Origin of the sequence: Saccharomonospora piscinae (assembly GCF_005862235.1) — a bacterium.
Lineage (GTDB): Bacteria > Actinomycetota > Actinomycetes > Mycobacteriales > Pseudonocardiaceae > Saccharomonospora > Saccharomonospora piscinae.
Window position 1 is genome coordinate 403,713 of sequence record NZ_VCEK01000003.1, and the last position, 17,604, is coordinate 421,316.

The following is a 17,604-nucleotide window of genomic DNA, read 5'->3' on the forward strand; positions in this document are numbered from 1 at the left end:
CGCAGTCTGTGGCGCGGGCGCCAGGTCGTTGTCTTCGGCAGGGCGTCAGTGCGGCGGTGGTCCCAGCAGTTCCACGCCGTAGCGGGCGGCGGCGTCGGCAAGGATCGCGGTGTCGGCTGGGCCGGGCCGCGGCGGCAGCGTCGGTGACGTCGCCGGTTCGCCGGTGTCGGTGAACCACTGCTCGAATCCGGCCGGCGTGATGAGCGCGAGGAAGCGGCAGGTCGGGGACTCTACCCGGTAGGCGTGGGAGATCCCGCGCGGCGCGAAGGTGAGTGACCCGGCGGCTGCGCTGAAGACTTGGCCGTCGATGTGGATGCTCAGCTCGCCTTCGAGCACGACGAACGTCTCGTCCTCCCGGGAGTGGCGGTGCAGTGGCGCCGCCGCGCCTTGCCTGCACGTGTGCTCGGTGATGGCGAACCGTCCGGCGGTGTCCTCCCCGGTCGCTTTGAGCTGGAGCAGCGAACCGAGGTGCCACAGCCAGCGTGTGTCGGCGTGGGTCGTCTGGAACGGAGCGGTCATCGCAGTCGCACCTCCGTGGTTGGTGAGTACTCACTCACCATACTAGGGTGAGTGAGTACTCACTGATCGAGGAGGCGTTCATGGACATCACGATCTTCGGGGCAACCGGGGGTACCGGCAGGCACCTGGTCGAACAGGCTCTCGAACACGATCACACGGTCACGGCGGTCGTGCGAGACCCGGCGCGAATGCCGCTCTCGCACCGGAACCTCACGGTCCTCACCGCCGATGTCGCCGACCCGGCCGCACTGCGGCCCGCGATCGCCGGGCGGGACGCCGTGCTCTCGGCGCTGGCGGCAAGCAACAAACGCGGCGACATCGCCGCGACCGCCGTGCGCGCCATCCTGCGTGCCAGGGACAGCGTGCGCCGGATCGTCGTGGTCAGTGCGGCGCCGGTCGGCCCCGTGCCCGCCGGTGAGTCCCTGCTCGGACGTGCGCTGCTGACTCCCGTGGTGCGGGCCGTCTTCCGCGACGTCTACGCCGACCTGGCGGCGATGGAAAGCCACGTGCGCGACAGCGACACCGACTGGACGATCATGCGTCCACCCCGGCTGCTGGACACGCCGCTGACCGAGAACTACCGGCGCGCACTCGGTCAGGGCGTCCCGGGCGGACACTCCGTCTCGCGCGCCGATCTCGCCCACGCCATGCTCGCGTCACTCGACGACCCCGCCACCGTGCGGCAGGTGGTGGGCATCGCGTCCTGACCCGGGCGCCTCAGCACTCGTCGTACCGGGCGCGTGCCTGCCGCACCTCGGGCAGGCTCGCGGAGGTCCATGCCAGCAGCGCGTCGATGAGGTCCTGCAGCGTCTTCGCCAGTGGCGTGAGGTGGTACTCGACGGCCACGGGACGGGTGGCGACGACGTGCCGCGAGACCATCCCGTTGCGCTCCAGCCGCCGCAACGTCGCCGTGAGCGACTTCTGGGTGATCACGGGGATGGTGCGGCGCAGCTCGTTGAAGCGTCGGGGGCGCTCGCACAGTCTGTCGAGCACCAGTAGCGACCACTTGTCGAGCAGCTGGTCCAACAGTTCGCGGTGCTCGGCGGTGATCTGCGGATGTTCCGAAGTGATGGGGGTGGTATCCGGCATGAAACCTAGTCTCGTTGAAGTTGCTTTCTGAAACCAGGTACCTCTCGTATACCGGCGAAGTTCGTCGGCGTCACCACCGAAGGGAAGACCATGACAGTGCAGCTCCTGACTCCCGAGGGCATGTTCCAGCCAGTCCCGTACCACCACGTCGCGATCGGAACCGGGTCGAGGCAGGTGCACGTCGCCGGGCAGATCTCGCGCGACGCCCAGGGCACTCCCCTCGCGCCGGGGGATCTGACCGGCCAGCTCGCACACGCGCTGCGCAACACGGCGCGCGGCCTCGCGGGCGCGGGCGCGACCTTCGACGACGTCGTGCGCCTGCGCTTCTTCGTCGTCGGCTGGCAACCCGACCAGATGGGCGCCTTCATGGCGGGCATCGACGAGGTCGCGGACGAACTGGCGATCCCACGCCCGCTGCCGCCCGCGTCGCTCATCGGAGTCGACTACCTCTTCGAGCCCGACGTGCTCGTGGAGGTCGAAGCTTCCGCGGTGCTGGACTGACGAAGGCTAGGAGTACATCGCCAGCCAGATCGCGATGTAGTGCGCGATGGCGGCGGCCACGGTGCAGGCGTGGAAGAACTCGTGATAGCCGAACGTCTTCGGCCAGTAGTTCGGCCAGCGGGTCGCGTAGAAGACCGACCCCACGGTGTAGAGCACGCCTCCCACGAGCAGCAGCACCAGCGCCGCCGCCCCGGCGTTGCGGGCGAGTTCGGGCAGCACGAACACGGCCACCCAGCCGAGCGCGACGTAGATGGGGACCCCCACCCAGCGCGGAGCCTTGGGCCACAGCATCTTCAGTGCGACCCCGGCCACGGCGCCGCCCCACACGACGCCGAGCACGACGTAGCCGGTGGGCTGCGACATCGCCAGCAGGGTGAACGGCGTGTAGGTGCCCGCGATGAACAAGAAGATCATGGAGTGGTCGGCGCGCTTCATCCAGGCGTAGGCGCGGGGGCTCCAGAGGCGGCGGTGGTACAGCGCGCTCACGCCGAACACGCCGAGCACCGTGACGCCGTAGACGGAGGTCGCCAGCGCGGCCAGGCCCGAGACGGTGGACGCGGCCAGAGCGATCAACGTGGCTCCGGCCGCGAGGGCTCCGAAGAAACTCCAGAAGTGCAGGTGGCCCCTCAGGCGGGGACGGTTGTCGACGGCGTCGGAGACCGGGGCCGGGGGCTGATCGTGCATTGCTGCGCTCACCCGGCCAAGGCTACGGAAGCGTAGGTTCGGGCGCACCGGTATGGGGCCGGGAGTACGGCGAACGTCACGTCACGGCCAGGCGTACGCTGCCGTGCTGTGAGTCTTCGGTCGGTCCTCTCTCGCGTGGTGTACACGGCGTACTCGTGGCGGCTCAAACAACAGGCCGCGGGGCGGCATCCGCGCCACATCGGCATCATCCTCGACGGCAACCGCCGGTGGGCTCGGGAGGCCGGATTCACCGACGTCAACGGCGGTCACCGGGTCGGGGCACGCAAGATCGCTGATTTCCTGACGTGGTGCCGGGAGGCGAACGTCCAGGTCGTGACGCTGTGGTTGCTGTCGATCGACAACGTGCGCAGCCGGACGAACGAGGAGGTCGCCGCACTCCTGGAGATCATCCCGGACGTGGTGGACGAGCTGGCCAAGCCGGGCAACTCGTGGCGGCTGTCCATCGTCGGCGCGCTCGACATGCTGCCAACCGACGTGGCCGCGCGGCTCAGCGCCGCCGCGCAGCGCACCGACGGCCGCAGCGGCATGATCGTCAACGTCGCGGTCGGATACGGGGGTCGCCAGGAGATCGCCTACGCGGTGCGCAGGTTGCTGCAGCAGCACGCCGACGAGGGCACCACCATCCACGAACTCGCGAAGATCCTCGACGTCGATCACATCTCCGAGCACCTGTACACGTCGGGGCAGCCGGACCCGGATCTGATCATCCGGACGTCGGGGGAGCAGCGGCTGTCCGGGTTCCTGCTCTGGCAGTCGGCGCACTCCGAGTTCTGGTTCACCGAGGCATACTGGCCCGCGTTCCGCCGTGTCGACTTCCTGCGTGCGCTGCGTGACTTCGCGCTCCGCCATCGCCGGTACGGCGGGTGAACATCAGGTGACGCGCAGGGGGTCATCCCCCGTTGCGGTGGGCCGCGTTTACGAAACGTAAGGCTCGTTTTCACCGATTCACCTACCTGGCTGCCTGCATGAGGCAGGGTGTCGCGGGTAGCTTCCGAGGTGGCGGCACACGGACCCAGGTGCGTCGCCACGGGAGGCCCTGGTCGTGGCAGTGATGGAGCGAACGGCGGCGACACCCACGGTGCCGCCGCTTCCGACGCGCGCGAGGGGGCCGGCACCGGGCCCTCGTGGGCGTCTGCCCTGACACCGACGGTGTCGGAGCCGACGACCAGCCAGGGCAGTGCCCGGCCCAGCGAGTGCGGGGCGTGGTGCCGACGCCCCTGAGGGAGATGCCGTCGTGACTGCGCAGCGTTTACCCCGACCGGGCTCCGCCCCGGGCGACACCGGCGACCAGCGGCCCCGCACTTACGTGCTGGACACGTCCGTGTTGTTGTCGGACCCGTGGGCGATCACCCGGTTCGCCGAGCACCACGTGGTGCTGCCGCTCGTGGTGATCAACGAGTTGGAGGCGAAGCGGCACCACCCGGAACTCGGGTGGTTCGCCCGAGAGTCCCTGCGGCTGCTGGACGACCTGCGGCGCACGCACGGCAGGCTCGACGCGCCCGTGGCGATCGGGGAGCACGGCGGCACCGTGCACGTGGAGCTCAACCACTCAGACCCAACGGTGCTGCCACCCGGATTCCGCACCGACTCCAACGACCACCGCATCCTCGCGTGCGCGCTGAACCTGGCGACGGAGCGCGAGACGGTGACGCTGGTGACCAAGGACATCCCGCTGCGCGTCAAGGCCGGCGCGGTGGGGCTGACCGCCGACGAGTACCGCGCCGAGGAGGTCACGCCGTCGGGCTGGACGGGGATGGCGGATCTCGACGTGCCGGCCGAGGCCATCGACGCCTTGTTCGCCACGGGTGAGGCCGACCTCGGCGACTACGGCAGAGCCGAGGCGCGCGAGCTGCCCTGCAACACCGGGTTACGCCTGCTGGCGGGCACCACGAGCGCGCTGGGCCGGGTCACGGCAGGCAAGCGGGTGCGGCTGGTGCGGGGCGATCGGGAGGTCTTCGGCCTGCACGGGCGTTCGGCGGAGCAGCGCATCGCACTCGACCTGCTGCTGGACTCCGAGGTCGGCATCGTGTCGCTGGGTGGGCGCGCGGGTACGGGCAAGTCGGCGCTGGCGCTGTGTGCGGGGCTGGAGGCCGTGCTCGAACGCAACATGCACCGGAAGGTGGTCGTGTTCCGCCCGGTGTACGCCGTGGGCGGGCAGGATCTCGGCTACCTGCCGGGCAGCGAGAGCGAGAAGATGCAGCCGTGGGCGCAGGCGGTCTTCGACACCCTCGGCGCGCTGGTGAGCCAGGAGGTCGTGGACGAGGTGTTCGACCGCGGCATGCTGGAGGTGCTGCCGCTGACCCACATCCGGGGCCGTTCGCTGCACGACGCGTTCGTCATCGTGGACGAGGCGCAGTCGCTGGAGCGCAACGTCCTGCTCACGGTGCTGTCCCGGCTGGGGACGGCCTCACGGGTGGTGCTGACCCACGACGTCGCGCAGCGCGACAACCTGCGTGTCGGCAGGCACGACGGGGTGTCCGCGGTGATCGAGAAGCTGAAGGGGCATCCGCTGTTCGCCCACGTGACGCTGACGCGGTCCGAGCGGTCCCCGATCGCCGCGCTGGTGACGGAGATGCTGGAGAACCACAGCTGACGCGCAGCTCAGGTGCCGTGTCCGCACCTCCCGTAGCCGTGTCCGCACCGCACGATGCGGACACGGCTACGTAACCTGCGGACACGGCTACGCAGGCTGCGGACATGGTTACCAGCCTGCGGGGAGGGGGCGGCCTTCGGCGAAGCCGGCCGCCGACTGCACGCCGAGCACGGCGCGCTCGTGGAACTGTTCCAGGGTGCCCGCGCCCGCGTACGTGCAGGCGGAGCGCACCCCCGCGGTGATGGAGTCGAGCAGGTCCTCCACGCCGGGGCGCTGCGGGTCGAGCGCCATGCGCGAGGACGAGATGCCCTCCTCGAACAGGGACTTGCGGGCCCGCTCGTAGGCGTTGTCGGAGCGGGTCCGCGCGGTGACGGCGCGCTTGGACGCCATGCCGAACGACTCCTTGTAGGGCCTGCCGTGCTCGTCGTAGCGCAGGTCGCCGGGCGACTCGTGCGTGCCGGCGAACCACGAGCCCACCATGGCCGCCGAGGCACCGGCCGCGAGCGCCAGCGCGACGTCCCTCGGGTGCCGCACCCCGCCGTCGGCCCAGACGTGCTTGCCGAGTTCGGCCGCCGCCGTGGCGCAGTCGAGCACGGCCGACAGTTGCGGCCTGCCCACGCCGGTCATCATGCGGGTCGTACACATGGCGCCGGGCCCGACCCCGACCTTCACGACGTCGGCTCCGGCCTCGATGAGGTCCCGCGTACCCGCCGCGGTGACCACGTTGCCCGCCACCACGGGCACGCGCGGCGACACCGAACGCACGGCCTTGAGTGCGGCCAGCATCTTCTCCTGGTGGCCGTGTGCGGTGTCGACGACGAGCACGTCCACCCCGGCGGTGAGCACGGCCTCGGCCTTGGCGGCGACGTCTCCGCCGACCCCGATCGCCGCGCCGACGCGGAGCCTGCCGCCCGCGTCCAGCGCGGGCGTGTAGATGCCGGCGCGCAGGGCACCGACCTGGGACAGCACGCCCACGAGGTGACCGCCCTCGGACACCCCGAGCGCCAGCGTCTCGCCGCGCTCGTGCAGCCGCTCGTAGACCTCCCGGGGCGGGGTGGTCAGCGGCACCGTCAGCACCGACTCCTCCAGCACCTCGCCCAGCCGGGCGAAGCGGTCGACACCGGCGCAGGCCGTCTCGGTGACGATGCCGAGCGGGCGGCCGTCGTCGTCCACGACCACCACCGCGCCGTGCGATCGTTTCCCGACGAGGTTCAGCGCGTCGGCCACGGCGTCGCCCGCCGTCAGCACGAGCGGGGTGTCCCACACGGGATGCCGGTCCTTCACCCACGCGGTGATGTCGGTGACGGCGTGGGGATCGACGTCCTGGGGCAGCACCACCAGGCCGCCACGTCGGGCGACGGTCTCGGCCATGCGCCGCCCCGCGACGGCGGTCATGTTGGCGGCGACGACGGGAATGGTGATGCCCGTGCCGTCGGCTGCCGAGAGGTCGACATCGAAGCGTGACTCCACCGCGGAGCGGTTGGGCAGCAGGTAGACGTCGTCGTAGGTCAGGTCGTGAGCGGGCCGGTGGCCTTCGAGAAACCGCACGAGGCTTCAGCCTACGTGGTACGGGCCGCCGGTGTCAGCGCCCGCCGGGAGCGAGTGCCCGTACGGCGTCGATGGTGTCGGCGTCGGAGGGTTCCTTGTCCGGCCGGTAGCGCACCACCCGGGCGAACCTCAGGGCGACTCCGCCGGGGTAGCGGGTGCTGACTTGGGCGCCGTCGAGCTCGATCTCCACGACCAGCGCGGGCCGCAGGAACACGGCCGCGCTGTCGCGGTGGCTCTCGTACCGGGGGAAGGTCTCCGTCTGCCAGGTCAGCAGCTCGTCGGTGAGCCCCTTGAACGTCTTGCCCACCATGATCGGAGGGCCGCCGTCGGGGTCGCGGGCCCCGAGGTGGAGGTTCGACAGGAACCCTCGCCGCCGCCCGTGGCCCCACTCGGCCGCAAGCACCACCAGATCGAGCGTGTGTACGGGCTTGACCTTCAACCAGGCGCGACCCCGCCTGCCCGCCGCGTACGGCGAGTCCAGTGCCTTCACCACCACACCCTCGTGCCCGTCCCGCAGCGACGCGGCGAGGACCTCGTCCGGGTCGCGGGGGGCGCGCTCGCCGGGCACCAGGTGGTCGGCCGCGACGGTCCGCAGCGCGGCCTGCCGCTCGCGCAGCGGAGCGTCGAGCAGGTCGGCACCGTCGAGGTGCAGGCAGTCGAAGAAGTAGGGCCGCAGCAGGAGCTGCCGCACCTGTTCCTCGCGGGTGCTGCCGAAGCGCGACATCGTCTCCTGGAACGGCCGGGGCCTGCCGTCGTCGGTGAGCGCGAGTGTCTCGCCGTCCAGTACCACGGCCCGGCACGGCAGGTCGCGGACCAACGCGGCCAGTTCGGCGACGTGGTCGGTGACCTCGCGCAGCGTGCGCGTGTAGACCCGCACGTCGCCGCCGTCGCGGTGAACCTGGATGCGTGCGCCGTCCAGTTTGTACTCCACGGAGACCGCGCCCAGCTCGGCCGTGGCTCCGGTGAGGGAGTCGGCAGGCGAGGCCAGCATGGGCCGCAGCGGCCTGCCGAGCTCGATGCGGAACTCGCGCAGCGCGGCCACCCCGCCCGCCATCGCGGCGTGGGCGGCGGCGGGCAACCGGCCGGACAGCATGAACGCGCGCCGCACGGCCTCGGCCGGCACCCCGGCCGCGGCGGCGACGGCCTCCACCATCACGCCCTCCAGCGCGCCCTGGCGCAGCTCACCGGTGAGCAGCCGGAGGAGAAAGTCCTGCTCGTCGGCGGTGGCCCCGGCGAGCAGTGCGTGCAACTTCTCGCCCCGCCGGGACGCGGACCCGCTACCGCTGGTGCCCGCCACCGCGCCCAGCGCGGCGTCGACCTCCGACACGGTGAGCTCCGCGCTGGTGGCCGGTGGGGTGCGCAGGGCGGTGAGGGTGCGCCAGCCCACGCCGATGCGGCCCTGCGTCGGCTGCCCGGTCAGAAACGCCACGGCGGCGGCGAGCTCGTCGGCGGCCGCGCCGCTCAGGAGGTCGGCGAGGACGGCGGTCTTGGCCTTGCGGGATCGGGTGGCCGCGAGTCGTGCCGAGGCGGTGACGACGTCGTGGAGCTGCATTCCGCCATCATGGCGCCGGACTCCGACATCGCGCGCGCCGGACGGGGTCGCGGGGCTGCGTTGGAGGCGGCCCGCAGCACCCACGTGACGGCGGCGGCGCACACCGCGAGACCCGTGAGGCCCGTGAGGGTGATGGTGTCGCCGAACAGGGCGAATCCGGCGAGCATCGTGGTGGGCGGCGTCAGGTACAGCAGGGTGGCCGCGTGGTTGACGGAACGGCGGCGCACCACGAGCCAGTAGCTGCCGTACCCGCCGAAGGTCGACAGCACGACCACCCAGGCCACGGCGAACCAGAAGCCGCCCTCGGCCGGGACGGTGAGGCCACCGGTCGCGCCAGCCACCACCGTGAACACCGCCGCGCTGGCCACGCCCTGGATCACCAGCGAGTCGGTGAGCGGCAGCCGGGCGGAGGCTCCGGCTCGCCGCTCGACGAAGGTGCCCGCGACCAGGCCCGCCATCGCCAAAAACGGCAGCGCGTAGGCGAGGGCGGGCGCCGCCGCGGGCCCGGTCACGTCGTCGCCCACGACGAGCGCCACGCCTGCCAGCCCAGCCCCGAGCCCGGCCCACTGCGGCCCGGTCGTCCGCTCGCCCAGCAGCGGGCCGGACAGCACCGCCGTGGCCAGTGGTTGCAGTGCGGCCACCAGCGCGGCGAGGCCAGCGGGTACGCCGAGTTCCGCCGACCACACGACGCCCGCGAGGTAGACACCCTGGGAGAGCACGCCGACCACGGTGTGCACGGCAACAGCCCGGCGCGGCAGTGCGTGGCGGCGCCGCAGGAGCCACCAGCCACCGAGCAGGGCGGCCACGATCCAGAACCGCCAGGCCAGCAGCGTCCAGGCACCGGTGTGTGCCGTGCCGAGCGCCGCGCCGACGAAGCCGGAGCTCCACGTCAGCACGAAACAGGCGGACAGCACGGAGTCGAGTCGCATGGATCCTCCGTCTCTGAAGTATACCGACCGGTATGGTTACTAGACATACTAGACCGATCGGTATACCGTCAAGGTATGAGTGAGGACCTCGTGCTGACCCCTGCCGCCGAGCGGGTGCTCGAAGTGGCGGGGAAGCTGTTCTACGACAACGGCATTCACGCCGTCGGTGTCGAGTCGATCGCCTCGGAGGCCGGCGTCACCAAGAAGACGCTTTACGACCGGTTCGGCTCCAAGGACGCGCTCGTGGGCCAGTACCTCAAGCGACGCGACGAGCGCTACCGCGAGCACGTGCGCTCGGTGGTGGAGCGCCGGGGCAGGATCGCGCCCGCGCGGCGCGTGCTGCTGGTGTTCGACGCGCTGGAGGAGTGGATCGCGACGGAGAACCCGAGGGGCTGCGCGTTCGTCAACGCCCAGGCGGAGCTGCCCGACGCCACCCATCCGGCCCGCGAGGTGATCCGCGAGCAGAAGCAGTGGATGCTCGACTACCTGCGGACGCTGGTGCGCGACGTGGGGGTGCGCAACCCGCGCAAGCTGGCGACCTCGCTGCTCAACCTCCTGGAGGGAGCCACGGTCACGGCCTCACTGGGCATCGTGCCCGGTGCGGTGGGCAATGCCAAGGAGGTGGCGCGCCAGCTGCTCGACCAGGGCTGAACGTTACGAGGGCGGGTTGTCCCGGCGGCGGACCGCGACGTCGACGGCGGCCACGAAGATCCTCGCGATCACCCCGAGCGCGACGATCGCGACGACCATCTGCACGGTGGTGAGGATGCGCGCGGTGGCGGTGACCGGCGTGATGTCGCCGAATCCCACGGTGGCGAAGACGGTGACCGTGAAGTAGAGGGCGTCGGTGCGGTCGAGCGCCTCGGTGAAGCTGCCCGGGGCCGCGCGGTCCAGCGACACGTAGGTCAGGGCGAACACCACGAACAGCAGGGGCAACGCGACTCCCAGGCCCTCCACCGCCCGCAGCCTCGGCTGGTCCGAGACGACGATCGCCCTGAGCTGGCGCACGACGACCACGACGAACAGGACGAGAGCCAGCACGAACCACAGCCACCCGAGCGAGTCCAGCTGGCCCTCCAGCGGAGCGAGGTAGTAGCCGGTGACCAGCAGGCCCGCGGACAGTGCCGTGCGCAGCAGCGCCACCGTCACCGCGCGACGACTCGCGCGGTGACGGGGCTCGGCGGGCTCCGCTCCGGTCATGAGCGGGGGCGGTGCCCTCGCGCCATGCCCAGCACGTCGAGCGCCTCGTCGAGCTGCTCCTCGGTGAGCGCGCCCCCGGCGACGTGCCCGCGCTCGAGGACGACCTCGCGGATCGGCCGCAGCTCGGCCAGCGCCTGTTTGGCCACGGCGGCGGCCTCCTCGTAGCCGAGGTAGGCGTTGAGCGGCGTCACGATCGAGGGCGAGCCCTCGGCGTAGGCGCGGGCCGTCTCGACGTTCACGGTCAGTCCCGCGAACACCTTGTCGGCCAGCAGCCGGGACACGGCGGCCAGCAACCGGGCGGACTCCAGCACGTTGCGAGCGATCACAGGCAGGTTGACGTTGAGCTGGAAGTTGCCCTGCGCGCCCGCGAACGCCACGGCGGCGTCGTTGCCCACCACCTGGGCCACGACCTGCAGGGTCGCCTCGCAGATCACCGGGTTCACCTTGCCCGGCATGATCGACGAACCGGGCTGGAGGTCGGGTAACGCCACCTCGGCCAGGCCCGTCCGGGGCCCGGACCCCAGCCAGCGCAGATCGTTGGCGATTTTGTTCAGCGACACGGCCACCGTGCGCAGGTGTCCGGAGGTCTCGACCACGCCGTCCTGCGTGGCCTGCGCCTCGAAGTGGTCCCGGGCCTCCGTCAGGGGCAGGTCGGTGACCTGGGCCAGCTCGGCGGCCATGGCCGAGCCGAATCCGGGCGGGGCGTTGAGTCCCGAGCCCACCGCCGTGCCGCCGATGGGCAGTTCGGCGAGCCTCGGCAGGCCGCTTCGCAGCCGCTCGATCCCGAATCGCACCTGGGCCGCCCATGCACCGGCCTCCTGGCCGAACGTGATGGGCACGGCGTCCATCAGGTGCGTGCGGCCCGACTTCACGACGTCCCGCCACTCGGCGGCGCGCCGCTCGACGACCCCGGCCAGGTGATCAAGCGCGGGCACCACGTCCGCGAGCACGGCTTCGGTGGCCGCCACCCTGATCGTGGTCGGGAACGTGTCGTTCGACGACTGCGAGGCGTTGACGTGGTCGTTGGGGTGGACGTCGCGGCCCAGTGCGCGCGACGCCAGCGTGGCGATGACCTCGTTGGCGTTCATGTTCGACGACGTGCCGGAGCCGGTCTGGAACACGTCGAGCGGGAAATGCTCGTCGTGCGCGCCCTCGGCCACCTCGTCCGCGGCGGCGGCGATGGCGGCGGCCACGTCACCGTCGAGCACCCCCAGCCGTGCGTTGACCCGCGCTGCGGCGGCCTTGAGCAACCCCAGCGCCCGGATCTGGGAACGTTCCAGCCCTCGGCCGGAGATCGGGAAGTTCTCGACGGCCCGCTGGGTCTGGGCGCGGTAGAGCGCATGGGCCGGGACGGCGACCTCGCCCATGGTGTCGCGTTCGATCCGGTACTCCTGTTCAGCCATACGGCCAGTCTGGCGCAGCTTCACACCCACCGCCGCGTGGCCTGAGGCACTAGGATCACCACTGCCAGCGCAGGCGAGCCGGAAGGCGGTGGGCCCATGAGCGGGTCCGGGACACTGTCGGTCGATCTGCTGATCGTGGGTGCGGGACCCACCGGGTTGTACGCCGCCTACTACGCGGGTTTCCGCGGGTTGTCGACGGCGATCGTCGACTCGCTTCCCGAAGCCGGTGGTCAGATCACGGCCATGTATCCCGAAAAGATGATCTACGATGTCGCCGGATTCCCCGCCGTGCGCGGGCGCGACCTCGTGAAGGGGCTCGTGGAGCAGGCGAGCCGCTGGAATCCCGGATATCTCCTCGGCCGCAAGGCCGACACTCTCGACGACACCGGCGACGGCCTGCGGGTCACCCTCACCAGCGGCGAGGTGGTGGACGCGCGGGCGGTGCTGATCACCGCCGGGATCGGGGAGTTCACGCCCCGGCCATTGCCCTCGGGCGGCGACTGGCTCGGCCGGGGACTCGTCCACTTCGTGCCCGCCCTCGACGTCCACGCGGGCCAGCACGTGGTGGTGGTCGGCGGCGGCGACTCGGCGTTCGACTGGGCGCTGGCACTGCGGCCGATCGCCGCGAGCGTGACACTCGTCCACCGCAGGGCGCGGTTCCGGGCCGCCCCCTCGGTCGTGGCCGAGGCCCACGACGAGGGCGTGCGCGTGCTCACCGACACCGAGGTCACCGCCCTGCGCGGCGACGACAGCGGCGCACTCGCCGAAGTGGACCTGGAAGGCAGGGACGGCAACACGCTCACCCTGCCCGCGCAGACGGTGGTGGCCGCGCTGGGCTTCACCGCCGACCTCGGGCCTCTCGAAAGCTGGGGACTGCGGGTGGAGCGGCGGGCCATCACCGTGGACACGACGATGGCCACCGCGCGCGAGCGCGTGTACGCGGCGGGGGACGTGGCGTCCTACCCCGGCAAGGTCAAGCTCATCGCCACGGGGTTCGGTGAGGCGGCCACGGCCGTCAACAACATCGCCGTGGCACTCGATCCCGGCGCGAAGCTCTTCCCCGGCCACTCCAGCGACGTCTGAGCGTCCCGGCCGCCCGGCGCCGCGTCACGGGATCGGAGGCACCACGTCGTCGGCGTCGTCGGCCGCGCCGTCGAAGTCCACCGACGAGTAGGACCGCAGTTTGGTGAGCCGGTGGTAGCCGTCGATGAGCCGCACCGTGCCCGACTTCGAGCGCATCACGATCGACTGGGTCGTCGCGCCGCCCGCGCGGTAGTGAACGCCGCGCAGCAGGTCGCCGTCGGTGACACCGGTGGCGCAGAAGAACACGTTCTCGCCACCCACGAGGTCGTCGGTGGTGAGGACCCGGTCGAGATCGTGGCCCGCGTCCAGCGCCTTGCGGCGCTCCTCGTCGTCCTTCGGCCACAGCCTGCCCTGGAGTTCGCCGCCGAGGCACTTCATGGCACACGCGGCGATGATGCCCTCCGGCGTGCCCCCGATGCCGAGCAGCAGGTCCACGCCGGTGGTGGGCCGCGCCGTGGCGATCGCTCCGGCCACGTCACCGTCGCTGATGAACCGGATGCGTGCCCCGGCCTCCCGAACCTCCCGCACCAGCTGTTCGTGCCTCGGCCGGTCCAGGATGCACACGGTCACGTCGGACACGCTGCTGTGCTTGGCCTTCGCCACCCTGCGGATGTTCTCGGCGATCGGAGCCGACAGGTCCACGGCGCCAGCCGCCTCGGGCCCCACGGCGAGTTTCTCCATGTAGAACACGGCGGACGGGTCGAACATCGCGTCGCGCTCGGCGACCGCCAGCACGGCGAGCGCGTTGGGCATGCCCTTCGACATCAGCGTGGTGCCGTCGACGGGGTCCACCGCGACGTCGCACTCCGGGCCGTCGCCGTTGCCGACCCGCTCGCCGTTGTAGAGCATGGGCGCCTCGTCCTTCTCGCCCTCACCGATCACCACGACGCCCCGCATCGACACCGTGCCCACCAGTTGCCGCATCGCGTCGACGGCGGCACCGTCGCCGCCGAGTTTGTCGCCCTTGCCGACCCAGCGGCCCGCGGCCATGGCGGCGGCCTCGGTAACCCGGACGAGTTCCATCGCGAGGTTGCGATCCGGTGCCTCACCGCGCCGGGTGGCAGGTGGCTGGCTGGCGCTGGTCATGGTGCCTCCCGAGGATGTCGTCCCGCGTCGCTTCTCTCTACCGGGTGCCCGGCTGACACGCCCACGGCCGTGTCGGAAAGATCACGCGCCGCCGTCGCCGCCCGCATTCTCGGTGTCCGTGTCCGCAGTGTCTTCAGCGTCTGCAGTGGTTTCAGTGTTTTCTACGGTAGCCAGCGCGGCCTCGATCCGCTCGCGGGCGCCCTCCAGGTGCCGCTCGCACAGCCGGGCCAGCTGCTCGCCCCGCTCCCACAACGCGAGCGACTCCTCCAGGGACAGCCCGCCTGCCTCCAGCCCCTTCACGACCTCGATCAGCTGGTCACGGGCCTCTTCGTAGCCGAGGTCGGCCACCTCGTCGGCGCCGTCGTTCGCTTCGCTCACGGTCGCACCCTACCGTGACGCCGGCCGGTCACCGTGATGCCGCGAAGGCCACCTTCGCCGCATCCGACGCGGTGATCACCCGGGCGGGGCCACGATCGCCCGGACGGCCCCGTCGGTGACGCGGACCCGAAGCTGCGTTCCCTCCGCCACTTCGGAGACCGACCGCAGCACCCGCGAGTGGCCCTCCGCGTCGGTGTACTGCACGACCGCGTACCCGCGTTCGAGCGTGGCGGACGGTCCGAGCGTGGCCAGGCGAGCCCGCGCCGAGGTCAGCGCGGCCTGCTCGTGGCCGAGCGTGGTGAGCACGGCCCGCCGCCCCCGTTCCCGGTTGGTCTCGATCTCGGCCGCGCGGCGCTCCACCGGCCCCAGCGGGTCGGCCAGCGAGGGCCTGCTGCGCACCTGCTCCAGCAGCCTGCACTGCGTGTCGACCCAGCCGTGCAGCGCCCGGCGCGCCCGGTCGCGGAGCTGGTGGACCCGTGCGGTTTCCTCGGCGACGTCGGGAACCACCGTCTTGCCCGCGTCGGTCGGCGTCGAGCAGCGCCGATCCGCGACGAGGTCGAGCAACGGCGAGTCCGGTTCGTGCCCGATGGCGCTGACGATCGGCGTGCCCGCCGCCGCCACCGCGCGGCACAGCGTCTCGTCCGAGAACGGCAGCAGATCCTCCACGCTGCCGCCGCCGCGCGCCATGACGATCACGTCGACGTCCGGGTCGGCGTCCAGCGTGGAGAGCGCGCGCAGGATTTGCGGCACCGCGTTCGCGCCCTGCACCGCCGTGTTCAGCACCCGGAACGCGACCGCGGGCCAGCGGGCCTGGGCGTTGACCAGGACGTCGTGCTCGGCGGCCGAGGCCCGCCCGGTGATCAGCCCGACGCCCCTCGGCAGGAACGGCAGCGGGCGCTTGCGTTCCGGCGCGAACAGTCCCTCCGCCGCCAGCAGCTTGCGCAACCGCTCGATCCGGGCGAGCAACTCGCCGATGCCGACGGGCCGGATCTCGTCGGCACGCAGGCTCAGCGTTCCCCTGCCGAGGTAGAACGTCGGGCGTGCGTGGACCACGACACTGGCGCCGTCCCGCAGCGGCGGCTCACACGCCCGCAGCAGCCGCGACGGGCACGTCACCGTCATCGACACGTCCGCAGCCGGGTCGCGCAGCGTGATGAACGCCGTCTGGTTTCCCGGCCGCGCCGAGATCTGGGTGACCTGGCCCTCCACCCAGACCGCGCCCAGCCGGTGAATCCAGTCCGCGATCTTGCGGGACACCGTGCGCACCGGCCACGGAGCCTCGGCCGTGGGCGGCGCCGCGCCGCCGCGAGCCTCCGCGCTACTCACCGGCCGCCGCGCCCCGGGTGTCGTCCGGCTCACCGGCCTGCCGCACGTTCGCGATCCGGCGGGTGAGCATGCCGACGAACGAAGGGCGGTTGGCATGCGCCTGTTCGTAAGCCAGCAACTCCTCCAGCTGAGGCTGCGACAGCGACCGCAGGCGGGCCCGGACCTGCGGCAGGGTCAGCTCGTCGTACCGGGCCAGCCCGCCGGGAGCGTCGAGCACGTCGAACTCACCCTCGGTGTGCTCGGCGGCCAGCGCCCGCTCCTCCTCGGCCCACGGGTCGGCGGCCTCCCTGTCGACCTCCGCGTTCCCGGAAGCCGCCGGAGCGTCGGCGTCGTCGCCGAGGTCCTCGTCGAAGGTCGCCCACTCCGGGCTCTCGTCGGCTCGCCGCAGCGTCGACAGCGCGTCGTCGCCCTTGATCGCCAACTCGGTGACGTGCTGCTGGACGCGCATGGACGCCTGGAGCACCTGGCTGGCCACCGTGACCGGTAGCTCGACGACCTGCCTGGGCAGCTCACGCGCCCGCTCGGCCGTGGAGACGGCCAGGCCGGCGGCGACCCGCAGCGGGAACGGGACATGTCTCATACCGTCAAGCCTGCCGCACATCGGCCGCGCGCCCAACCCGGTCCTCCGCGAGCGTGTCGGGCGTCCCACAAGATCGGCCTGAGCGTGGGCACGACGCCCTCCCGTACCCTGGTGCCATGAGTGCAGCGAGCCCCGCCCCGAACGGCAAGCGCGTCCTGCTGGCCAAGCCCCGCGGTTACTGCGCGGGTGTGGACCGGGCCGTCGTCACGGTGGAGAAGGCACTGGAGAAGTACGGTCCTCCGGTCTACGTCCGCAAGGAGATCGTGCACAACAAGCACGTCGTCGACACGCTCCGGGAACGCGGCGTCATCTTCGTCGAGGAGACCACCGAGGTACCGGAGGGTGCGCTCGTCGTGTTCTCCGCCCACGGGGTGTCACCCGCCGTGCATGCCGAGGCCGAGGAACGCAACCTGCGGACCATCGACGCGACCTGTCCGCTGGTGACCAAGGTGCATAAGGAAGTCAACCGCTTCGCGCGCGACGACTACGACATCCTGCTCATCGGACACGAGGGACACGAGGAGGTCGAGGGCACCTCCGGGGAGGCACCCGACCGGGTGCAACTGGTGGACACCGCCGACGACGTGGACACGGTCGAGGTCCGCGACCCGTCGAAGGTCGTCTGGCTGTCACAGACCACTCTCAGTGTCGACGAGACGATGGAGCGGGTCGATCAGCTCAAGGAGCGGTTCCCCGGTTTGGCGGACCCGCCCAGTGACGACATCTGCTACGCGACGTCGAACCGGCAGGTCGCGGTCAAGGCGATGGCGGCAGAGTGCGATCTCGTGCTGGTCGTGGGATCGCGGAACTCGTCGAACTCGAAGCGGCTCGTCGAGGTGGCTTTGCAGGCCGGGGCCCGCGAGGCGCATCTCGTCGACTACGCGCGCGAGGTGGACGAGTCCTGGCTGCGTGGAGCCGACACCGTCGGCGTGACCAGCGGAGCCTCCGTACCGGACGTGCTGGTGCTCGAACTGCTGGACTACCTCGCCGAACGCGGCTGGGAGGACGTTCAGGAGGTCACGACCGCCAACGAGAAGATCACCTTCGCGCTGCCGCGCGAGTTGCGCGACGGCGAGAAAACCCGCAGCGGCGTGCGCTGACGCCCGCGCGCT

19 protein-coding genes are annotated in these 17,604 nt (G+C 71.5%); 7 read left to right on the forward strand and 12 right to left on the reverse strand.

All coding sequences use genetic code 11. The features are described 5' to 3' along the window. Positions 1–45: 45 nt before the first annotated feature. Positions 46–519 (reverse strand): cupin domain-containing protein, encoded by a 474-nt coding sequence (locus tag FFT09_RS13030; protein WP_081191517.1) that lies wholly within the window; start codon positions 517–519, stop codon positions 46–48. Between the two features lie 47 nt (positions 520–566). Between FFT09_RS13030 and FFT09_RS13035 the strand changes: the two genes are divergently transcribed. Next, a complete protein-coding gene (locus FFT09_RS13035) occupies positions 567–1,226 on the forward strand; it encodes an NAD(P)-dependent oxidoreductase (protein WP_244231350.1) in 660 nt (219 codons plus the stop codon). Between the two features lie 10 nt (positions 1,227–1,236). Here FFT09_RS13035 and FFT09_RS13040 read toward each other — a convergent pair whose 3' ends face one another. Continuing rightward, positions 1,237–1,608: a winged helix-turn-helix transcriptional regulator gene (locus FFT09_RS13040; protein ID WP_081191516.1), complete on the reverse strand. Its 372-nt coding sequence runs from the start codon at positions 1,606–1,608 to the stop codon at positions 1,237–1,239. 90 nt (positions 1,609–1,698) lie between these two features. Between FFT09_RS13040 and FFT09_RS13045 the strand changes: the two genes are divergently transcribed. Next, positions 1,699–2,109 (forward strand): Rid family hydrolase, encoded by a 411-nt coding sequence (locus FFT09_RS13045; protein WP_081191515.1) that lies wholly within the window; start codon positions 1,699–1,701, stop codon positions 2,107–2,109. Between the two features lie 6 nt (positions 2,110–2,115). On the opposite strand, the gene trhA is transcribed toward FFT09_RS13045, so the two are convergent. Beyond that, complete coding sequence (gene trhA, locus FFT09_RS13050; protein WP_138383193.1) at positions 2,116–2,793, reverse strand: PAQR family membrane homeostasis protein TrhA; 678 nt, start codon at positions 2,791–2,793, stop codon at positions 2,116–2,118. 108 nt (positions 2,794–2,901) lie between these two features. Between trhA and FFT09_RS13055 the strand changes: the two genes are divergently transcribed. Then, the gene (locus tag FFT09_RS13055; protein WP_081191505.1) at positions 2,902–3,681 is read left to right on the forward strand and encodes an isoprenyl transferase; all 780 of its coding nucleotides are present in this window, start codon (positions 2,902–2,904) and stop codon (positions 3,679–3,681) included. Between the two features lie 367 nt (positions 3,682–4,048). After that, a complete protein-coding gene (gene phoH2, locus FFT09_RS13060) occupies positions 4,049–5,407 on the forward strand; it encodes an RNA 5'-3' helicase PhoH2 (RefSeq protein WP_081191504.1) in 1,359 nt (452 codons plus the stop codon). Between the two features lie 108 nt (positions 5,408–5,515). On the opposite strand, the gene guaB1 is transcribed toward phoH2, so the two are convergent. From guaB1 to FFT09_RS13075, 3 genes are read right to left on the reverse strand one after another with little or no spacing between them, the layout of a single operon-like run. Next, entirely contained in the window at positions 5,516–6,955 is a 1,440-nt protein-coding gene (guaB1, locus tag FFT09_RS13065; protein ID WP_024874939.1) for a GMP reductase, read from the reverse strand. Between the two features lie 34 nt (positions 6,956–6,989). Beyond that, positions 6,990–8,507 (reverse strand): ATP-dependent DNA ligase, encoded by a 1,518-nt coding sequence (locus FFT09_RS13070; protein ID WP_138382860.1) that lies wholly within the window; start codon positions 8,505–8,507, stop codon positions 6,990–6,992. After that, positions 8,417–9,436 (reverse strand): DMT family transporter, encoded by a 1,020-nt coding sequence (locus tag FFT09_RS13075; RefSeq protein ID WP_138382861.1) that lies wholly within the window; start codon positions 9,434–9,436, stop codon positions 8,417–8,419. Before FFT09_RS13075 ends, FFT09_RS13070 begins: the two co-directional genes overlap by 91 nt. 75 nt (positions 9,437–9,511) lie before the next feature. Between FFT09_RS13075 and FFT09_RS13080 the strand changes: the two genes are divergently transcribed. Continuing rightward, complete coding sequence (locus tag FFT09_RS13080) at positions 9,512–10,087, forward strand: TetR/AcrR family transcriptional regulator (protein ID WP_024874936.1); 576 nt, start codon at positions 9,512–9,514, stop codon at positions 10,085–10,087. A gap of 3 nt (positions 10,088–10,090) precedes the next feature. Here the strand turns inward: FFT09_RS13080 and FFT09_RS13085 are convergent, their stop codons facing one another. Both FFT09_RS13085 and FFT09_RS13090 read right to left on the reverse strand, forming a co-directional pair. Then, a complete protein-coding gene (locus FFT09_RS13085; RefSeq protein WP_138382862.1) occupies positions 10,091–10,636 on the reverse strand; it encodes a potassium channel family protein in 546 nt (181 codons plus the stop codon). Continuing rightward, positions 10,633–12,039: a class II fumarate hydratase gene (locus tag FFT09_RS13090; RefSeq protein WP_138382863.1), complete on the reverse strand. Its 1,407-nt coding sequence runs from the start codon at positions 12,037–12,039 to the stop codon at positions 10,633–10,635. Before FFT09_RS13090 ends, FFT09_RS13085 begins: the two co-directional genes overlap by 4 nt. Positions 12,040–12,135: 96 nt before the next feature. On the opposite strand from FFT09_RS13090, the gene FFT09_RS13095 reads away from it, so the two are divergent. Beyond that, positions 12,136–13,122, forward strand: a complete 987-nt coding sequence (locus FFT09_RS13095) for an NAD(P)/FAD-dependent oxidoreductase (protein WP_138382864.1) — start codon at positions 12,136–12,138, stop codon at positions 13,120–13,122. 24 nt (positions 13,123–13,146) lie between these two features. Here the strand turns inward: FFT09_RS13095 and glpX are convergent, their stop codons facing one another. The 4 genes from glpX to FFT09_RS13115 all read right to left on the reverse strand — a co-directional run bounded on the left by glpX (position 13,147) and on the right by FFT09_RS13115 (position 16,492). After that, positions 13,147–14,208, reverse strand: coding sequence for a class II fructose-bisphosphatase (gene glpX, locus FFT09_RS13100; protein WP_081191498.1), 1,062 nt, complete (start codon positions 14,206–14,208; stop codon positions 13,147–13,149). Positions 14,209–14,289: 81 nt separating this feature from the next. Further along, positions 14,290–14,586, reverse strand: a complete 297-nt coding sequence (locus FFT09_RS13105) for an exodeoxyribonuclease VII small subunit (protein ID WP_081191497.1) — start codon at positions 14,584–14,586, stop codon at positions 14,290–14,292. 75 nt (positions 14,587–14,661) lie between these two features. Further along, complete coding sequence (xseA, locus tag FFT09_RS13110) at positions 14,662–15,912, reverse strand: exodeoxyribonuclease VII large subunit (RefSeq protein WP_244231351.1); 1,251 nt, start codon at positions 15,910–15,912, stop codon at positions 14,662–14,664. After that, a complete protein-coding gene (locus FFT09_RS13115) occupies positions 15,905–16,492 on the reverse strand; it encodes a lipid droplet-associated protein (protein ID WP_138382865.1) in 588 nt (195 codons plus the stop codon). Before FFT09_RS13115 ends, xseA begins: the two co-directional genes overlap by 8 nt. Before the next feature lie 116 nt (positions 16,493–16,608). Here FFT09_RS13115 and FFT09_RS13120 point away from each other — a divergent pair, with 116 nt between their 5' ends. Then, positions 16,609–17,592, forward strand: coding sequence for a 4-hydroxy-3-methylbut-2-enyl diphosphate reductase (locus FFT09_RS13120; RefSeq protein WP_138382866.1), 984 nt, complete (start codon positions 16,609–16,611; stop codon positions 17,590–17,592). Positions 17,593–17,604 lie beyond the last annotated feature (12 nt).